The organism is Pseudoalteromonas sp. A601, assembly GCF_002165575.1.
Classification (GTDB): domain Bacteria; phylum Pseudomonadota; class Gammaproteobacteria; order Enterobacterales; family Alteromonadaceae; genus Pseudoalteromonas.
Map to the genome: position 1 here is coordinate 194,004 of NZ_MXQF01000008.1, position 18,917 is coordinate 212,920.

Below are 18,917 nucleotides of genomic sequence, written 5' to 3' on the forward strand. Positions count from 1 at the left end.
AGTCTAAAATTTAGGCTTCGCCTTTCTTCATTTCTTTAATTGAATTTTCAGTGAGTAATTATGAAACTATATTTAGGTCTCCCCTTCAGTTGTATATTAGCTTTCGCAGCCCCCGTACAAGCAAAATCAACATGGTTACTAATCGACAATTTTGAAAGTAATGCGCTTAATTGGACTAAAGCAGATACTCAAAACGACACGAAGCCCTATATTAAGAATCCACAAATTACCGAAATACGAGCTGAAAAAACGGGGCATGACACGAATCATTTTTTGATTAAAAAGCCAGCTGAAGAAGGAGTCATAGGTAATCGCAAAGCACTGAGTTTTTACCCGTTACCAACAGCCGTTGCTGTGGGTGAAACTGTGACCTTTTACACCCGAATAAATGTTGAAAGCTTTCCGAACAATCACGCTTTTGGCCTTAGTAATTTAGAGCCAGCACAAATAAAGCAACACGGTTACGATGCCTTTGAAGCCACATTACGCGTGACTGATAAAGCAGAATCCAACGGGCTTAAAAATGATGGTGCTTTAATGGTTAAAACAGATGCTGGCTATAGCAATATTCAGAACTACTCAATGGCCCAATCGGCAAAACCATTAAAGCCCGGTAACTGGTACGAAGTTTGGTATGTGGTAAACAATGCTACAGTCAATAATGGTGGTCAGCAATACGATGTATATGTAAAAGGCGGTGAATTTAATCAGCAAACCCTAGTATATAAAAGTGCTACATTTAGAATGAAACGTGAAAAACCACTCATCTACTTTTTAGCTAACTGCAATACTGGACCAAAGAAAAAGCCTTATGGCAATGGTGGCCTCAAATACGACGACCTTTACATGCGCACAGGCAAGGAGTTATCAAGGCCATTTTAGAACATAAGTAATAGTGTGAATGAAGCATTTATTACAATTGTTTACTTTTAAACATACAACCTAATTGATTTCTATTTATATAACATGAATAATGCCGAACCCAATTCGGGAAATCATAATTATAAAATGGAAACTATATGAAAAACCTAATAAAAATAACATTATTGGCCACAACATTTGTTGCTATTCAAGGCTGTGCACCGAGCAGTTACAAAATTACTGCACCAGTAACTTCAACGAATCAATACCATGTTGAGAATGCACCTAGCCACACACTTCACTTTTCAGATAAACGAGACACCTCAAAAAAGTTCAATCATGGTGTTCTAAAAGCTGATTTAGTACTCAACGACAAGCCATTGCAGCCTATATCGTTTTTACAAGAACATGTTGTTCTAGAGCTACAAGCTAGAGGCTTACCTGCAAGTGTACTGGATACCAGCGATACTGAAATCCGTGTTAACACTCTTAATATGCGAAATCATAGAACAAACGCTTACACGCCGTTTATTACATTTACCATGTTAAGCGCTGATATTGTTACGCCAGAACAAACAAAACGTGTTGCTGTTTATGTTAAGCGTGGAAAAGTACCTGTATGGAGCTTTGATGAAATTATTGAACCTACACTTAATCAACCTATTGATGTTTTAGTAAAAGAGCTATCAGCCAAAATTAACCAAACTTTGTATAAACAGCAATTGGCAGATAAAGACGTACAAGCACTGATTGCAAAAATTAAAGCAAACCTTGATAAAGACATTACTTACCTTGATGTATACCAGCTTGGATTTTCAAATAATCCCTCTGCTGTTGACTACCTTGTAGAGTTAACAAAACATGACGGCGAATATATTCGCTTAGCTGCAATTTCTTCGCTTGGTACTATACACGCTGTAGAACATTTTCAGCTACTCAAAGATTTGTATAAGAACAGCCGAACATGGTCTGATCGCGCAATGGCGCTTAAAGCAATAGGTGATTTAGATACTAGTGAAAGTAGGGTATTCCTAATAAATGCAAAAGAAACATTGAGTGCAGACGATGATAAAGAATCTATTTGGTCAACAGAGTTAATAGACTTATATTTATAATTGCATAGTAAGATTAGGAGTAGCTAGCTCTGGTTACTCCTTATTTATAATTTGTTTTTGCTGTTAAACGGTTAAAAATCCCAGGAAAAAAACGTTTAATTGTCGGTGCCCAACCACTCAAGCCCTGCCCCACAACAACTTCATCTTTTTGCTTAGCAATAGCCTGTATCATCTTGTTTGCCGCTAATGATACATTCATGCCGTTTTCTATCGACTGCTCCGGCTTATTTTGTGCAACCCCATGTTCATTTAGTGAATTATGTGCAATCGCAGTTTTAATCGAGCCAGGGCAAATAGTTAAACAGTGAATGTTTTTATCTGCTACTTCAGCTCGTAAGCAGTCCATAAAACCAACAACAGCATATTTACTGCCAGAATAACCTGTACGAAATTTTGACCCAACTTTACCCGCTACACTGCTAATTGACACAATAGAGCCACCGCCCTGTTCAACCATAGAAGGTAATACCGCCTTCGTCAGGGCAACTAAACCAAAATAGTTCACTTCCATTAGCTGTCGGTACACAGAAAAATCGTTTTCTAAAAACAAACTACGTTGAGACACTCCACCATTATTAATTAAAATATCAACCTGACCAATGTCATTAATAGCGCTTTTAACGTGCTGTAAAACTTGCTCTGGTTGTGCTAAATCAAGCGCAATAACTCGGTGCTTACCCGTTGCTAATTTTATTTTTAATTGCTCTAACTGATCAACACTACGTGCACTTAAAATTATATTTGCACCTAAATTTGCCAGTTGAATAGCAAGTTCTTGACCAATACCTGACGACGCACCAGTGATCCAAATAGTTTTATTGTTAAAATTCATAAACTCTCTTTAAGGCTTGCTAGCGCCTGCAATATCAATTACCTGCTGCTCAAGCGAACGATAGAAGCCCATTAAAAATAATGCTTCAGCAAGTACAAATAGTGGCCCAATAATTAAGCCTACAATGTCATCAACAAATGCTGGTTTTTTACCTTCATAGTAGTGCCCTATAAATTGCAGCACCCAACCCACTACAAATAAACCAATACTAATAACGAGCCAACCCTTAAGGCTTAGCTGTGCAATCACAATAGCGCCCAAACTAAGCAGCACAAGAATAACCGCCATAATAAGCCCCAGTGACACACTGAGCATTAAGTAATAGACCACGCTTGCGAAAACTACGATTTGCGCGGTATTTATTAAATAGCCAGCAACGGAAAACTCAATACGCGCACATAAACATAAGACAGCAAAGACAATTAATGGAATACCAAAAAAATGTGTAAAGACATTGCGCTTAGAGCGATGATAAAGGGCATATTGACCTAGTTGTTGCTGAAGTGTTTTCATGAGTTACTCTTTTAATTGCAAGAATAAATTCACTGTAGCAAATAGCACCAGGCAAAAATGTCGGCTACCCGACAGTTAGCTATACTAAAATAAATTTAAACAAATGCACTGATAATTTTACCTTTTTCATGTTCAGGTTTTTGCTCTAGTCGCTCTCGTCCCTTTTGATACTCTTGCTCAAGCATACTTTGCAGCTCTTGCATTTTTGCTTGTAACGTCTCAATATCAGCACCTTGTTGTTGCATTTGCTCTGCTAGCTCTTCAATTTGGGCCTTTATTTCATCTATTTTTTCTTTATCAACACCTAAGCGTTGATAAACAAGGGCTTCTTTAGCTTCTTCTAAAAAGCTTTTATCATGAGTTGGCTGTTTTAACTGAGTGGCAAAATCTTGCTGGCCAGGTTTTGCCACATCTTTTATTTGATCTACAGGCTTCACGGGCAAGCTAACTTTAGGTGTAGAAGGCGCACTGTATGGCTCTAAGCGATATTGGTTGTTAAACGTAAGTGATGACATTACTTAAGCTTCCTGCTTTATTTGACTGTATGCATAAATAAAGCAATTATGACGCCAAGTTTCCTTTATAGGGGCGGGTTCAGGTTATCTTCTAATGCAGACTTGTCTAAGATCTCAATACGTTGGTAATACAAAGCAATCAAACCTTGTTTACTCAAGGCCTGAAGGATCTGATTAATTGTTTGCCGTGTTAAATAAGTTATATCTGCCAACTGTTGTTGCGATAGATAAACATTCGAGCTGTTAGAGTCGAATGCTGTTAACATCAACAGATATTTACCAACCTTTTGCTGCGCCGATAACAGAGCTTGATCTTCCAAAGACGAAAATAACAATCGTACTTTTTGCGACAATAAAACGCCAAATTCCCGCCAATACGCCGGATGCTCACTCAACAACTTGTTTAATGCGCGCTCACTCACATGCACAAGCCTAAGTGTTGTTTGCGCATATACGTCATGAGTACGGCTACCACCATCAAACAATGCAACTTCACCAAACCACACTGCTTGAGGAATAAAACTTAAAACCGCTTCTTTGCCCTGAGCGTTCCCCCCGCTAACTCTAGCTACACCACTGATAACACAATATACACCGCAGTTGTTGTCATCGCGTAAAAATAAAGATTCTCCGGCATTTAATTCAACCACTTTCGCGTGACAAATTAAATCATGCTGCAAGTGGTTACTACAATTGTTAAACCAATTTCCTTGGTTAATTATCGCACGGTCCTGTTCATTGAGCATGGTTTACTCTACATTGATATTAATACACTAATAATAAAAGGGATCAGCATGTTACACAAAGTTATTTATAGCAGCCTAATACTAGGCACTCTAGCAACGCCCTGTTTTGCCAGTGACATCAATACAGAGCTTAAAAAAGCAAATACCAGCGTAAGTGAAAAAGTGATTACGTGGCGTCGGCATTTGCACCAGCACCCAGAGCTCAGTAACCGAGAATTTGAAACGGCTAAATATGTTACAAAGCATTTAAAATCCCTTGGACTTGAAGTACAAATAGGTATTGCCCATACCGGCGTAGTAGCTAAATTGAAAGGCGGCAAAAAAGGGCCACTTGTTGCACTGCGTGCTGATATGGATGCCTTACCTGTTACTGAGCAAGTCGATTTACCTTTTGCCTCAACACAAACATCAACCTATCGTGGTAACGAAGTGGGCGTAATGCATGCCTGTGGCCATGATAACCACGTTGCAATACTCATGGCTGTAGCCGAGTCTTTAGTCAAAATTAAAGATGAATTAGCGGGCGAGGTGCTTTTTGTATTTCAACCTGCCGAAGAGGGTGCGCCAGAAGGTGAAGAAGGCGGCGCAGAGTTGATGTTCAAAGAAGGTCTATTTAAACAAAAACCTGATGCTGTATTTGGATTACATGTGACCAGCTCGTTAAATACAGGCCAAATTGGTTTTCGTGAGGGCCCATTAATGGCCAGTGAAGATTCATTCACTATTAACGTTCAAGGGCGCCAAACGCATGGTTCACGCCCTTGGAACGGTGTAGACCCAATAGTTGCTTCATCACAAATCATCATGGCCACGCAAACCATTTCATCACGCCAAGTTGATGTAACTAAAGCGCCATCGGTTATCTCCTTTGGGGCTATTAACGGCGGCGTACGCTCAAACATTATTCCTGATAGCGTTGAACTCATTGGCACTATTCGCACCTTTGATCAAACAATGCGAGCCGACATAAAAGAACGATTAGTTAAAACAGCCGAAATGGTCGCTGAATCTGGGGGAGCCAAAGCCGATGTGCATATTGATCACGGCTACCCTGTTACTGTAAACGACATTGCATTAACTCAAAAAATGGCCCCAACACTCGCTAAGGTGGCTGGAGCTGACAACATAATCACTACTGACTTAATCACTGGCGCAGAAGATTTTAGCTACTACGCTCTTGAAGTACCTGGTTTATTTTACTTTTTAGGCGTAACACCACAAGGTCAAGACGCAAAAACAGCACCGAGTAATCATTCGCCACAGTTTTTTGCCGACGAAAAAGCACTGCAGCTAGGAATCGATTCTATGACTCAGTTAGTTGTTGATTACCTACAGTAACTATTAGTTTAATACCATAGCAGTAGCTTTGTGAAATACGACTACTGCTATTCAGCATAAATAAATACTCCATGAGCTAAGCTTTTTCGCGAATACAAAACGAGGAAAGGATACCAAGTGACAGCAGAATATTTTAATTTTCTAAGTTTAATAGGCGTCGCCTTTTTTGCTATTTCTGGCGCGTTACTTGGGCACGATAAAGACATTGGTGGCTTTGGCGTAGTTGTTGTCGGCACCGTCACAGCCTTGGGCGGCGGTACATTACGTGATGTACTGCTTGATCAACCCATATTTTGGATTGCAGAACCCAATTATTTATATGCCACTTATGGCTCTATATTTGTAGCCGTTATGTTTATTCGCTACCTACCTGATGTGTCGAACTATTATATGTTATTGGTTGATGCCGTTGGCATGGCTATTTTTAATATTGTGGGTATAGAAAAAGCCCTTATAGAAGGCACCACCATGATAGTCGCGATCACCATGGGCATGACCACAGGTATTTTTGGTGGCTTAATGCGCGATGTAATATGCCGTGAAGTGCCACTTGTGATGCGCGACGAACTTTATTCTACCACCTGCTTTTGTGGTGGTCTTACCTACGCTGCACTGTTTTTACTCGAAGTAAACTACATGTGGTGTATTATTGGCTCGCTCTTTGTCACCGTTTTTTTAAGGCTCAGCGCCCTACATTGGGGCTGGCAACCTAATATATTTAGAAAAAGAACGGTGAGGAAATAGGTTCTAGGTTCTAGGTTCTAGGTTCTAGGTTCTAGGTTCTAGGTTCTAGCGTGAATCATGATGCGAGAAAAGCAATACGCGTATATTTATTCTTGAGGCCATGGTTATGTAGAATGGCTTTTAGTTGATGCACTAAAAACTATTAATGGCTAGTGAAACAATTAGCAAATTAAATCTGTTAGCCTTTGTTCTTAGATTTTATAAGAAACTTTACTGCTCCAAAGTAAACAAATGGTGCCATTACATATAAAACTAACAGTGAATCAAAAACTAACAGTGAATCAAAAACTAAGAGCCAGGTTAAGATAACTGATTTGTCTTTTGAGTCACATAGCTCTCGAAATAAAATGCTAAAGCAATCGCCATCAATTGAAGTCAGAATATATACTGCGATGCACAGTAGAACCAAAGCTATAGATACCCTTTTGAGCATTTCATTTCGGAGCTTTTTATTGGGTTTAACTTTCAAACATTTCTCCAAAAAACCTTACTCAACTGAAAATATAAGTATGCTGAGTACTGTAGCTTCTAATGACTTACTAACTTAACCCTTGCTAACTCGCCGACTAAACCAACCACGGCTAAAGCCTGTTCCTACATAATAAACTTAACACCGCGCTAGTCTATAACCTCGCTAACTTTACTCTTGCTAACTCGCTGGCTAACTCAACCTAGCAAACCTCTCATACAACCCTGATGCGCGGCTGACTGATTTATTCATAGCCATGAGTAGTACTTTTTTGTCGGCGAGCAGCTCAAAGGTTTGTTTTGCACGAGTGATGCCGGTGTAGACCAATTGGCGATTTATACCTGCCGTTGCTTGGTTTGCAGGGGGTAAAACCATGGCGGTGTAGGCAAATTCTGAGCCTTGTGATTTATGTATGGTCATTACATACACTTTGTCATGGGCTGGGAGTCGTGCGGGTGAAAATGCCCGTTCATTGCCCTGCTCGTCTATAAATACCGCTTTTAGCTGCGCGTTTTCATCGTGCAGTAAAATACCAATATCGCCGTTAAACAGTTTTAATTGGTAGTCGTTTTGCGCAATCATAATAGGTAAACCTAAATAATGGCGGTTATTTGCATGGGTATTGATTAAACCAAGGTTATGTAATTGCTTTTCAATGCGAAGGTTTAAGCTGTTTACGCCATAATCACCTTCACGCACGGCGGCGAGTAATTGGTATTGAGTAAATGCTTGATGAATGTCTGCACTCGGCGCTCCTTGTTTAATGAGGTTTAAATACTCACTGTAATGACTAGCAGCGCTTTGCACCAGTTTTTCAATTGGCTTAGTGACAATATCGTAATCTAAAATAACGTCGTTAAATTTACCTGAATAGATTTCCTGCTCAACATAATTGAGCTTACCGCTATTGTTAGTGTTAACCGCAAAAGCCAGCTCGCCAATGCCGCTTTTAGCATCAAAACGATAACTATGTTGTAAAAACGCAATGCAATCGGCCAATGCAAATGAGCTTTGTTGTGGTTGAAGCTTTTGCTCGCCTTTAAAACACAGCTCATTAAGCTCAGTGCAGCGCGTACCAGAATAACTCGGCGTTTGCCCAAGAGATAATCCTTGGCATAAGTCGCTCATTACACTGCCCGTATCTACCGACGCTAATTGGTCTTTATCGCCGAGCAATATTAACCTTGCGCGAGCGGGTAATGCCTCGATTAGTTTAGCCATCAATGATAAATCAACCATAGACGCTTCATCGATTATCAGTACATCAACATGTAATGGGTTACTGCTGTTATGTTTGAACTTATTGGTAAAAGGTTTAACCCCTAGCAAACGGTGAATAGTTTGCGCCGTTTGAGGTATATGTGGCTCAACATTGTCTGGAATATCCGCTTTTAATTGCTGCTTAGCCCCTAAAATAGATTCACTTAACCGCGCGGCAGCTTTACCTGTTGGTGCCACCAGCTTTATGCTTAACGGCGCACTTTGGTACAGTGATTGTAATATGGCTAATAGCTTAGTTACTGTGGTAGTTTTACCAGTACCTGGGCCGCCAGTGATAACACTAAAGCCTTTTGTGGCCGCCATAGCGCAGGCTACTTTTTGCCAATCGAGCCCTTCTTGGGGGGCTTTATCTTCGGGGAAATAGTCATTGAGCAACTTAGCAAGCGCTGCTTCGTCTATTTTAATTTCACGCTTACTCATAGCTAATAAGCGTGAAGCGAGCGTTTGTTCGTACCCAGCAAGGCGGGCAAAGTAGAGCCTAGTACCAAATAAATTCAGTGGTTGTTGCTCACCCACACTTGGGTGCAACTCTAAACAGCGAACCGCTTGATGAATATCAAACGCATCACTAAATGGGCTAACTGTATCGGGTGTTGAACCTTGCGCTTTATTAAAGTCAGACTTTCGTAAGTTAAATGGATTTTGCCAATTTACATCATCTAGATTTAAACAGCTGTGCTGGCTTTGCCCTGCTAAGCACAGCAGTAAAATTAAATTAAATACATCGCTATTATCAGCACCGCTTGCTACATGCTCGGTTAGAAGCTCAGCAAGTTTTACATCAACTACTCGCAGGCGCCCTTCACTTACTAAATAGTCAATTAACGGCACAGTATCTACTGTGTTATCAGGCTCAGCAGCTAATAATGGTAATTCATTTATTGCATCGACTTCGCTCATGATGCTTCTCCTTTTATAACCGCGAGTTGAGTAAATAAGCCATCTAAAATAGCGACTTGTTCAGTGGTGAGTTTATTAAAGAAGATACCTTTACCTTCACCCATCCCCCGTAAAAAGGTGTAATACACGCCGCCTAAGTGCTGCTCTGGGCTGTAGTTTGCAATGCGCTGTTTTAACAAACGGTGCAACGCCACTGTGTAAATTAAATACTGTAAATGGTATTGATGGCTGCTCATGGCTTGCTCAAGAGAGTCTTGCTCGTAGTCGCTTGGCATGTTCCCTAAATAATTCGATTTATAGTCCAAAATATAATATTGCCCTTCAAAGCAAAATATTAAATCGACAAAACCTTTTAATAAGCCTTTAACATCAAAAAACTCAAGGTTGCTTTGGTTAAAACCAAAATGCTTTATAAGCACCGCATTGAGCTGTTTGGCGTTTAGGCTCTCTAGGGGTAAATTAAACTCCATTTCCACTAAGCAATCACTCGGTGGCAATACACTTAAACTGAGTCCTTCGTTATTGAGTGGGCATTGTAAGGCGCTGAGTATCCACTGCTCCGTGGTTTCTTGCCAACTGCTATCGATGTGATATTTTCTTAAACTTTTTTCTACTACACACGCGAGATTTTGTTCATCGTTGCTTGGGTGTGTTATGGGGCTGGTAAAATCAATTTGCTCGAAAATTTCATGTAAGCAGCTACCGGGTTTTGCGCCTTTAGGGAAACTGTATGGCGATTTAATGTCTTCTTGCTCTGCGGCAAACTCGTCTTTTTCGTGATCTTCGTCACTTCGACCTGGTTGTATATGATCAGTGTGTTTTTTAAAGCTCAGGGCACTAAAGCTAGTCGCGCGCCAATCTTTTTCAATGTCTACGGTCACATTATTAACGCTGAGATTAAGCTTTGAGCTTTGCGTTGATGCCAATTGCAACGTGCCCTGCTCTAGCAACTGTTCACTGGTAAATTCGGTGTATTGCATCGCTTTGTTTTCATAACAAAATGCCTTTAAGTGATTTCGCCACACTTCGCTACTGGTAATATCAAGCCCTGCAAATAAAACATGACCCAATGAGCTACTTTGAATAGCCAATCGTTTACTTTGCCCTTGCCCTAAGTTATACATGCCAATGGCGCAAAAATGAATGGCTCGTGTGAGTGCCACATACAATAAGCGTAAATCTTCAGCAAGGCGTTCTTGCTCGGCTTTTTGAAGGGCATCGTCGCCTTTGCTTAAGTCGTAAATAAGTTGCCCATCTTTATGATATAAAGCCTCTTTAGTTTCACGGTAACCACTGGCAAATGGCATAAACACCAACGGGAACTCAAGCCCTTTTGATGCATGCATGGTCACAATGCGCACTAGGTTTGCGTCACTTTCAAGGCGTACTTGCACCGCCTCACCATCTTGTTGGCTAACCTTTTGCGCAAACCAACGCAATAGCCTTAACGTACCCTCAAGCTCAATTTGCTTTTGTTGCAGTATTTCACTTAAATGGCGGTAATCGGTGAGCCAGCGCTCTACGTTATAACCTAAACCCTGCCATTTCGCGCTTAATTGATTATGGCTCAACAGGTGCTCTAGCATCGCCATGGCACCTTGTTTGTGCCATAGCGCCGTTAAGTAAGCAAAAAAGTTAAGATATGATTGCCACTTTTCTTCATCATCAGCCAGCGCGTAAATCTCATTATAACTTAAACAAAATAGGGGCCCCGCCAATACACCGCGCAGTAATGATTCATTATATTGGCCATGCAATGCGGTTAAAAAGTTAAGTAAATGATGACTAAGCTCTTGGCTAAATACACTATCGCGAGATAAATACACACTGGCAATTTTAGCGTCGCTCAGTGCTTTTTTAATGATTTGAGCTTCTAATCGGTCGCGTACCAAAAGACAAATATCAGCAGCGCTTACCGGTGTTTCACCAATGCATGCACGCCCTTCTTGTGCTTGGTTGAGTAAGGTGACAACTTTGTTAGCAAAATGACTTGCTAAATGATGCTGCCCAACGCCTTTGTTGGTGGGTTTTTTACTGTCATCGGCAGCTGTATCATTAAATACACAAAACTCAAAAGCCTTGGCGGGTTTGCCGTCTATTAAAAACGATTCATCAGGCTTTTTACCTTTGGCTGCAACCGGATTAAATGGAATGGCCTCATTATAAATAAAGCTGTTATCGTGCTTGGCAAATAGCTTATTTACACTGCTTACCACATCACTACTTGAGCGAAAATTAGTGCCTAAGGTAAATTGTTGCACCTGCGCAACTGCATGCTTTGCGCCAATATAGGTGAAAATATCTGCGCCCCTAAAGCCGTAAATCGCTTGTTTAGGGTCACCAATCATTGCAAGCGTGGTATTTTCTTGGCCATAAATTTTACTAAAAATACCGTATTGAATTGGGTCGGTATCTTGGAATTCATCAATCATCGCCACTGGGAATAGCTGGGCTATTTTTTGCGAAAGCGTATCGCCTTGTTCACTGTTAAGCGCACTGTGTAAATTACTTAATAAATCATCCGGGGTGATCACACTTTGCTCTGTTTTACGTTTAACAATGGCTGTTTTAACCCAGCTTGCAGCGTGTTGAACAATGGCTATACCGAGCCCTTCGTTAACGGTACTGCTGAGCTTTGCAAGCTCATCAAATTGAGGCAGTAATTCGTGGCTAAAAAAAGGCTGATTCTTTTTATAGTTACCCGGGTCACTTAAGTTTTCAGTGCTCCAAACTTCAAACGAATACTTATTGGTGCCAAATTTAAAAAATAGCTCATCACCACGGCAAAAATCCTCAAGCGCTTGTAAGCTGCCTTTGCGCGCCGGCGTTTTAGAGCCACTAAGCCCTGATGCTTTTACGGCAGCAATAAATTCGCTGTCTGAACACGCTTGTTTAAAAGTGGGTATTTTAGCTAAGTACTCTTCACGTGCTTGCCATACATCATCAAGTTTGATCGTCGGTGTAATGAGCGCATTACCTTTGTTAAGCAAGCTCGATACCTGACTAAACAATGATTCAGGTGCTGGGAAGATATCTAAAATAGCATCGGTTTTTTCTTTATTTAGCGGGTAGACAAAAGTACGCCAAAAATCTTTAATGGTCTCAAGAAGAATTTCGCGCTCGTCGAGTATAAATTCTAAGTTGAACGCTACGCCAGATTCAAACGCATGTTGTTTGAGCATGCGCTGACAAAAACCATGAATGGTAAAAATGGCCGCTTCATCCATCGATTTTGCCGCGGCATCGAGTAAATCAAAGGCGCGGTGTTTATCTTCGATGCTTGCAATGATCTCGCTTACCAACTCATCTTTAGTTTTTAAGCCAAGTAAGGCATCACGCGCGGCAATTATACGAGCGCGTACCCTGTCTTTAATTTCTTGCGTGGCGGCCTCGGTAAAGGTTACAACCAAAATTTGTTCCACGCTTACTGGCTTATTTACCTCACAATGCGGATCATCCGTTATTTGCATGCCGAGTAAGTAGCGTAAATACAAGCCAGTAATCGTATAGGTTTTACCTGTGCCTGCACTGGCCTCAATTAAACTTTGCCCCGTAAGTGGCATGGTAAGCGGGTTAAGCGCTTGCATAATCGCTCTCCTTAGCGTGGTTAATTAATGGCGTAAGGAGTGTATTGCTCCACTGGGTAAATTCTTCTTGGCAATCTAATAGTGATTGGGTAGTTAAACGAATATAGGGGTTTTCCCCCTCACCGCGGCCAATGTACTGCGGGCTAAATTTATTAATCGCTTTATTAATATCACCCTCGGATTTTACGTATTCATAACTACTGGCCGGAAAAAACGCCACTGGCGATTGCCTCAGTGCCGCGTATAAACTAAACCACTGGTTTAATTGTTGTTGTGCGTACTCTGCACTTAATGGCGCAAAAGCGATTTGTTTATCTAAACCTAAAATTAAGGTTTCAACAGGATGGCCCATCACTTGAGCCGCTAAATGATAAACAAAGCCTTTAATTAGGTCTTTGGCTTTAATACTGGCGCTTCTGTAAAACACTTGTTTTTGTAAATAAATATGATTGAGCCACCCTTCAAGTTGGCTGCTTTGCGTTTTACCATCAGCATCCTCACACTTAAGTGTTAAAGACACTTCAACGGGCTCATGTTTACCATTTTGGATATGTGCTTTAACTTGCCCTGCAAGCGCGTCAACTCGGTGCTCCATACTTTCAAAAATGAGATCGCCGACATTGGCTTGTGGTAACTCGCCACGTTGCAATATTTGTTCACGACTCAGGGGCATATCGAAAATGGCGGCTTCGAGTATTTCATCTAAATAAAAATAACGTTTAAGGGCATCAACACTAAACGGCTCTTCATCTTTGGCCACATCGTTAAACTCAGGTAAGCGCAGGCCCAAGGTTTGCTGATAAAAGCTTTCATGGGGGTTACAAACACTGCGAATAAACACATCAAGATCAAGACTCTCAGGCATAGCAACATCAAGTTTGCTCAGTGGTTCAGGATTTATGGCCTCTGCCGGCAACCACACTGGGTTATAACTGTGCTCATCAAACGCTAATTGCGCAGATGATTGCTCGCTTGGCATATAATAGTGGCGATTAAATGGCTGTAGCCGCTGCGCTTTTACTAAACAATCTGGCAAGGTTTGCCCGCTTTCCTCATCAAAAGTAAAGCTGCGACCAATGTATTCTAATAACTCACTCACCAGCGTGGATGGCATGCGTGGTTGGTTGTCAAAACACGAACGACCAATGTAACTCATATATAAATTATCGCGGGCACTGAGGAGCGCTTCTAAAAATAGATAACGGTCATCTAATTTTCGTGATCGGTCACCTTTTTGTTTTTTAGAATACGGCACTAAATCAAAACCAATAGGCTGCACAGTACGCGGGTAGTCGGCATCGTTTAGCCCTAACATACACACCACTTTAAATGGCACGGCGCGCATCGGCATCAGAGTACAAAAATTAACTTGGCCAACTAAAAAGCGCTGGCCAACGCCTTTTTCTTGAATGCCTTGTTTGATTAAATAGCTGACAATACGCTGCGACACCACTTGAGTGTAATCACCATTCTCATGGTGTTTTTTTAGCTCATCGAGCACTTTTTTAAGTACTAAAAGATCCCAGCTATCATCGCTTTCACTTTCATAAATGGCTTCAAGCAGCTCATCTAAAATATCGGCTTTATTTGTTAGGGTGTCATCTGGGCTTAAGCGTTCTTTAAATGTTTGCAGTACATCAATAAAATGTACTAATTTATTGAGTGTATCGAGTGCCATGCCTTCGACTTCATCAGCGCTGTAAATGCCCTCAAATGGGATTTGCTCATCGCGCTGTGCTATACCGAGCAGTAAACGGTTCAAGCCATGTTGCCAAGTGTTTAAATCTATTGCCGGTAAATCAAAGCTACTTTTATGCTCGGCGTTAATGCCCCACTTTACCCCTACTCGCTCAAGCCAGTATTGAATTTGTTCATACTCGTGGGGCTCTAAACTAAACTTTTCGGCAATTTGTGTTACTTGCAGTAAGTCTAAAATGTCAGACACGCCAAAACGCGAAAATGGTAAATTCGCTAAACTGGCAAACGAGCTCAGTACCGGTTTTTCTTGCTCTATGGCTAAATCGGCTAACGCATACGGAATATGGCGCTTGCCATGAGCACCACCAAATACCGCCTCGATATACGGGCTATAGGTGCCTACATCGGGCATCATAACAATGATGTCTTTTGGTGTAAGTGCTGGGTTTTGATGAAACAAGTTAAGCAAATAATCGTGCAGGCGTTCAACTTCACGAAGCGGCGTATAACAATCACTTACTATGATACTGGTGTCAGTTTCGCTTATTGGCAGTTTGCCTTCTTCATTGATAAACCACTCTTTATCTAGCGTTAGTGATTCACCTTTAAATGCTAGTTGGTATATTTCACTTTGAATTTTACCCAATAGTGAGTCCGCGAAGTCATTTTTGAAACCATCATCAATCCAGTTAGCATCGAGTTGTACTAATTGCTCAAAGTAATCGCGGCCTAATTTACCCCACGATGACAGCAGCGGATTACCAATGAAGTAATATTCATCATCTGGTTTACTAAGTGTATGCTCTACAGCATCAATTAACGGGGTTTTGGCGTATTTAGCAGTAATTTTTGCTGCGGTTTTTTCATCAACCACATCACCCCAATAGTGTTCACTTGGGTTAAAAAAGAATAAAAACACCTGTGTTTTTTTACTTAATGCGTCAAAAATTTCCAGTTGAGAGCTGGATATGGCCGATATACCAAATAGGCTAATGCGTTTTGGCAATAAACTCTCGTCCATAGTCTCAAGTGCTGCCAGTAATTTGCCTTGCATATTGGCACGATGAAACTGGCTTTGCCCAAGCTCAACACTTAAAGCAACTATGCGCCGCCATAAATCGGGTTGCCAGGGGGAAATACTAATGTCAACATCATCAAGGGCATCTTGGCCGCTATCCCACATTGCAATCCAGTGTGGGCGATACATTAAATATTGGTCGTACACGTCGGCTATTTTTTCACACAGAGCAAAGGTTTTTTGCCCATCTAAGTCACCTTCTAAGTAGGTTTTAAGGGGTAAATATAATGGTTCTTCAATGCAATCAGGTAAAATTGTAAATATTTTCCATGCAAGGTTTGGTTTATTAAACGCAGACTCTTTGGGCACATTTGGCAATAACTGCTGATAAAGCTGCCAAATAAAACTCGAAGGCAGCGGAAAATCTACCTGCGCTGCAATACCGAGCTGTTCACTTAAACCTATTTTTAACCACTGCGACATACCCGGCGACTGCACCAGTACCACTTCTTTTTCAAATGGGCTGGTGAGCGGGTCAACAGTTAACAGCTTATGGAACTGCGCTTGTAGGGTTTCCATTCGGTTAGATTGAATAATATTGAGCATTGCGACACTGTCCTTGCATGAGATAAAAACAGTGTAAGATATTTTCTATTACAGGGGTAGCCATTAACGGTTAATGGCACTAATAAATCAGGCAGTTAGCATAGAGTTTAAGCAGTTGGCCTCTTTAGATTCGTCAAACGCAGGCCGTTGCTGCGTTTGACTATAAAATTAAACTTAAATTAACTCTGCAAGCATCGCATCATCATATTCAACGATCTCTTTGTTATTTGCTATCTTATTAATATAATCTGGATTTGCAATAAACGGGCGACCAATAGCAATTAAATCAAACTGATTGTCGTTTATGGCTACTTTAGCAGATTCAAAACTATAACTTCCCACCCCAACGAGTGTGCCGGAAAAACTAGCACGTAAATATTCTGAGGTTGTTTTGTCTTCTAAACTGGCAAAGCGCATGCTGTCGTCAAAAATACCACCATGTAAATAAGCCAATTCTCGTGTGTTTAACTGCGTTATTAAGTAATCAAAAACCGCTTTGTCACGATTATCTTCTTGCATATTAAAATACGCACCCGGTGATAAGCGTAGTGCTGTTTTATCTGCTCCAATTGCATCTATAACTGCATCAACCACCTCAAGTGCAAAACGCGACATATTTTCTGGGGTTTGGCCGTATTCATCATCGCGCTGATTAGACGCATAATGTAAAAACTGGTCAATTAAATAACCATTAGCACCGTGTATCTCCACACCATCGAAACCGGCTTCAATCGCATTTTCAGCCGCTTTTGCATAATCAGCCACTAGGCCTTTAATATCTTCAATAGTCGCCGCTTTTGGTGTTTGATAAGTCAGCTCGCGCATTCTGGGTACTGACCCTTCGATGCCAATGGCTGACGGCGCGAGTACTTCGCCATCAAAAAAGTGAGGATGTGCGACACGGCCAACATGCCAAAGTTGGGCAAACATTTTACCGCCATTTGCATGTACGGCATCGGTTACTTTTTTCCAGCCTTGAATTTGTTCACTGCTAAATAAGCCTGGTACGTTAGGATAACCTTGTGCATCAGGACGAATAATAGTCGCTTCACTAATAATTAAACCAGCATCAGCACGACGAGCGTAATAATCTACCATAGCTTGTGTTGGTACTAAGTTGTCATCGCTCATGCAGCGGGTTAAGGGCGCCATTAATACACGGTTTTGCAGCTCAATGCTGTTATTAAGTTTAAACGGTTTGAGTAAATCTGTGGCCATTGTAATAAATCCTTATCTTGAGTGTATATTCAAGATAAGGATGGTTAGCTTATTATTCAAGGGTAATTTTGAATATTTGTTCAAGATTAAGTAAACTAGAACATTAAGCCCTTCTTACACTATTTGCTATAGAGATAATTAATGAGAGTAGCTGAATTTGACCGTGAATACGTATTACGTCAAGCCATGCTTGCATTTACACAATTTGGTTATGCTAAAACCAGCATGCAAAAGCTCACCCAAGTTACCGCATTACACCCCGGCTCTTTGTACGCTGCATTTAAAAATAAGAAAGGTATTTTCTTAGCCGCAATTGAGCAATATCAAACAGATAGAAACCAACAATTTACGGCTCTTTTTTGCGATCACAAACCTGTACTGCCAAGTTTGCGCAAGTACATGGACTCTGTAGTAGCTGAATGCCTAAGCGGCAACAGTATGAAAGTATGCCTGCTAACTAAAAGCATCAGTGAAGTAGAAGGACAAGACGAGCAAATTAGTAAAGTATTAAGTGCAAATTTAAATGCCTATGAAAATGCCCTTGCCAAGCAGTTTGCTCGCGCTATAGATCAGCAAGAGATAAACACCACACGCTCGGCCAAACAACTCGCACGATTTTTAGCTATGGGCCTATATGGTCTGCGTACATATGCATTAACCAACAGCAATATTGAAGACATAAATCAGCTAGCAAATGATTTATATACATCAATTACGAATTAATTTTAAAGCAATCGATAATCTGTCATATTAGTCAATATACTAAAGTAAGACGATAGCCAATCAAAAGTGAGCCTCTATATGAATAATGCAACAGCGAGCGCAACTGAAAAGTTCGAAACAATCCTTGGATTAGGAGCAAAAAAACGACTGGCATTTATGTTCGAAACCGTCCAAGAGTACAAACAAGTATGGATATTAAACGACGATGAAGGCTGCGTTATGCTGGCAAATGAAGATGATGACTGCGTACCAGTTTGGCCTGAGCGCATTTACGCAGAAGCATGGGCAACCGGCGAGTGGGAAAACTGCACAGCGAAGGCTATTCCTGTGAAAGACTGGCAAAGCCGTTGGACTCCAGGCCTTGAACAAGACGACTTACTGATCGCGGTTTTTCCAACAGAAGAAGACGACGGCACAATCTTATTCCCTGATGAATTTGACTCACAATTAAGAGCGAAAAAGAAACGCTATTAATTCAAAATGCGTCAAATTAAAAATAATTTACGCCATTAATATACCCATAAAGTGAATAAACCCTTTTGAATAATTAAAACAGAGCGGCTAACTAAGCTGCTTTGTTTTTAATCAATCATTGTCAATTACACCACTAATAATTCCCCCTCTACTCGAATTATATTTAACACATACAAATAACTAGATTTTATGATTTTTTATCAGTATGTTATTAAAATTAATGTACAAATGGATTTTAAATGTTATGAAAGTAAGCGTATAGCTAACGACACCTAGCTT

At 40.8% G+C, this 18,917-nt stretch carries 14 protein-coding genes; 6 read left to right on the forward strand and 8 right to left on the reverse strand.

The genetic code is table 11. The features are described from left to right. Nucleotides 1–60: 60 nt before the first annotated feature. Together B5G52_RS08840 and B5G52_RS08845 are read left to right on the forward strand one after the other, a co-directional pair. A complete protein-coding gene (locus B5G52_RS08840; protein ID WP_254911173.1) occupies nucleotides 61–882 on the forward strand; it encodes a hypothetical protein in 822 nt (273 codons plus the stop codon). A gap of 137 nt (nucleotides 883–1,019) precedes the next feature. Continuing rightward, nucleotides 1,020–1,976 (forward strand): HEAT repeat domain-containing protein, encoded by a 957-nt coding sequence (locus tag B5G52_RS08845; protein WP_087532301.1) that lies wholly within the window; start codon nucleotides 1,020–1,022, stop codon nucleotides 1,974–1,976. 40 nt (nucleotides 1,977–2,016) lie between these two features. Here the strand turns inward: B5G52_RS08845 and B5G52_RS08850 are convergent, their stop codons facing one another. From B5G52_RS08850 to B5G52_RS08865, 4 genes are all read right to left on the reverse strand, one after another. Further along, entirely contained in the window at nucleotides 2,017–2,808 is a 792-nt protein-coding gene (locus tag B5G52_RS08850; RefSeq protein ID WP_087532302.1) for an SDR family oxidoreductase, read from the reverse strand. Nucleotides 2,809–2,817: 9 nt separating this feature from the next. Beyond that, the gene (locus B5G52_RS08855) at nucleotides 2,818–3,321 is read right to left on the reverse strand and encodes a DUF962 domain-containing protein (protein WP_087532303.1); all 504 of its coding nucleotides are present in this window, start codon (nucleotides 3,319–3,321) and stop codon (nucleotides 2,818–2,820) included. Nucleotides 3,322–3,416: 95 nt separating this feature from the next. Further along, the gene (locus tag B5G52_RS08860; RefSeq protein ID WP_087532304.1) at nucleotides 3,417–3,836 is read right to left on the reverse strand and encodes a hypothetical protein; all 420 of its coding nucleotides are present in this window, start codon (nucleotides 3,834–3,836) and stop codon (nucleotides 3,417–3,419) included. 65 nt (nucleotides 3,837–3,901) lie between these two features. Next, nucleotides 3,902–4,582: a Crp/Fnr family transcriptional regulator gene (locus B5G52_RS08865; RefSeq protein WP_087532305.1), complete on the reverse strand. Its 681-nt coding sequence runs from the start codon at nucleotides 4,580–4,582 to the stop codon at nucleotides 3,902–3,904. A gap of 48 nt (nucleotides 4,583–4,630) precedes the next feature. On the opposite strand from B5G52_RS08865, the gene B5G52_RS08870 reads away from it, so the two are divergent. Next, on the forward strand, nucleotides 4,631–5,920 hold the full coding sequence (locus B5G52_RS08870; RefSeq protein WP_087532306.1) for an amidohydrolase: 1,290 nt from the start codon (nucleotides 4,631–4,633) through the stop codon (nucleotides 5,918–5,920). Between the two features lie 117 nt (nucleotides 5,921–6,037). Further along, nucleotides 6,038–6,664, forward strand: coding sequence for a trimeric intracellular cation channel family protein (locus B5G52_RS08875; protein ID WP_087532307.1), 627 nt, complete (start codon nucleotides 6,038–6,040; stop codon nucleotides 6,662–6,664). A 661-nt stretch (nucleotides 6,665–7,325) separates the two neighbouring features. On the opposite strand, the gene recD is transcribed toward B5G52_RS08875, so the two are convergent. The 4 genes from recD to B5G52_RS08900 all read right to left on the reverse strand — a co-directional run bounded on the left by recD (nucleotide 7,326) and on the right by B5G52_RS08900 (nucleotide 17,441). Continuing rightward, nucleotides 7,326–9,314, reverse strand: coding sequence for an exodeoxyribonuclease V subunit alpha (gene recD / locus B5G52_RS08885; RefSeq protein WP_087532309.1), 1,989 nt, complete (start codon nucleotides 9,312–9,314; stop codon nucleotides 7,326–7,328). Then, a complete protein-coding gene (gene recB / locus B5G52_RS08890; protein ID WP_087532310.1) occupies nucleotides 9,311–12,901 on the reverse strand; it encodes an exodeoxyribonuclease V subunit beta in 3,591 nt (1,196 codons plus the stop codon). Before recB ends, recD begins: the two co-directional genes overlap by 4 nt. Beyond that, the gene (gene recC, locus B5G52_RS08895) at nucleotides 12,888–16,223 is read right to left on the reverse strand and encodes an exodeoxyribonuclease V subunit gamma (RefSeq protein ID WP_087532311.1); all 3,336 of its coding nucleotides are present in this window, start codon (nucleotides 16,221–16,223) and stop codon (nucleotides 12,888–12,890) included. Before recC ends, recB begins: the two co-directional genes overlap by 14 nt. A 174-nt stretch (nucleotides 16,224–16,397) precedes the next feature. Continuing rightward, nucleotides 16,398–17,441 (reverse strand): alkene reductase, encoded by a 1,044-nt coding sequence (locus B5G52_RS08900; protein WP_087532312.1) that lies wholly within the window; start codon nucleotides 17,439–17,441, stop codon nucleotides 16,398–16,400. A 141-nt stretch (nucleotides 17,442–17,582) separates the two neighbouring features. On the opposite strand from B5G52_RS08900, the gene B5G52_RS08905 reads away from it, so the two are divergent. Further along, the gene (locus B5G52_RS08905; RefSeq protein WP_087532313.1) at nucleotides 17,583–18,164 is read left to right on the forward strand and encodes a TetR/AcrR family transcriptional regulator; all 582 of its coding nucleotides are present in this window, start codon (nucleotides 17,583–17,585) and stop codon (nucleotides 18,162–18,164) included. A gap of 78 nt (nucleotides 18,165–18,242) precedes the next feature. Beyond that, complete coding sequence (locus B5G52_RS08910; RefSeq protein ID WP_087532314.1) at nucleotides 18,243–18,638, forward strand: DUF2750 domain-containing protein; 396 nt, start codon at nucleotides 18,243–18,245, stop codon at nucleotides 18,636–18,638. The last annotated feature ends 279 nt before the right edge of the window (nucleotides 18,639–18,917 follow it).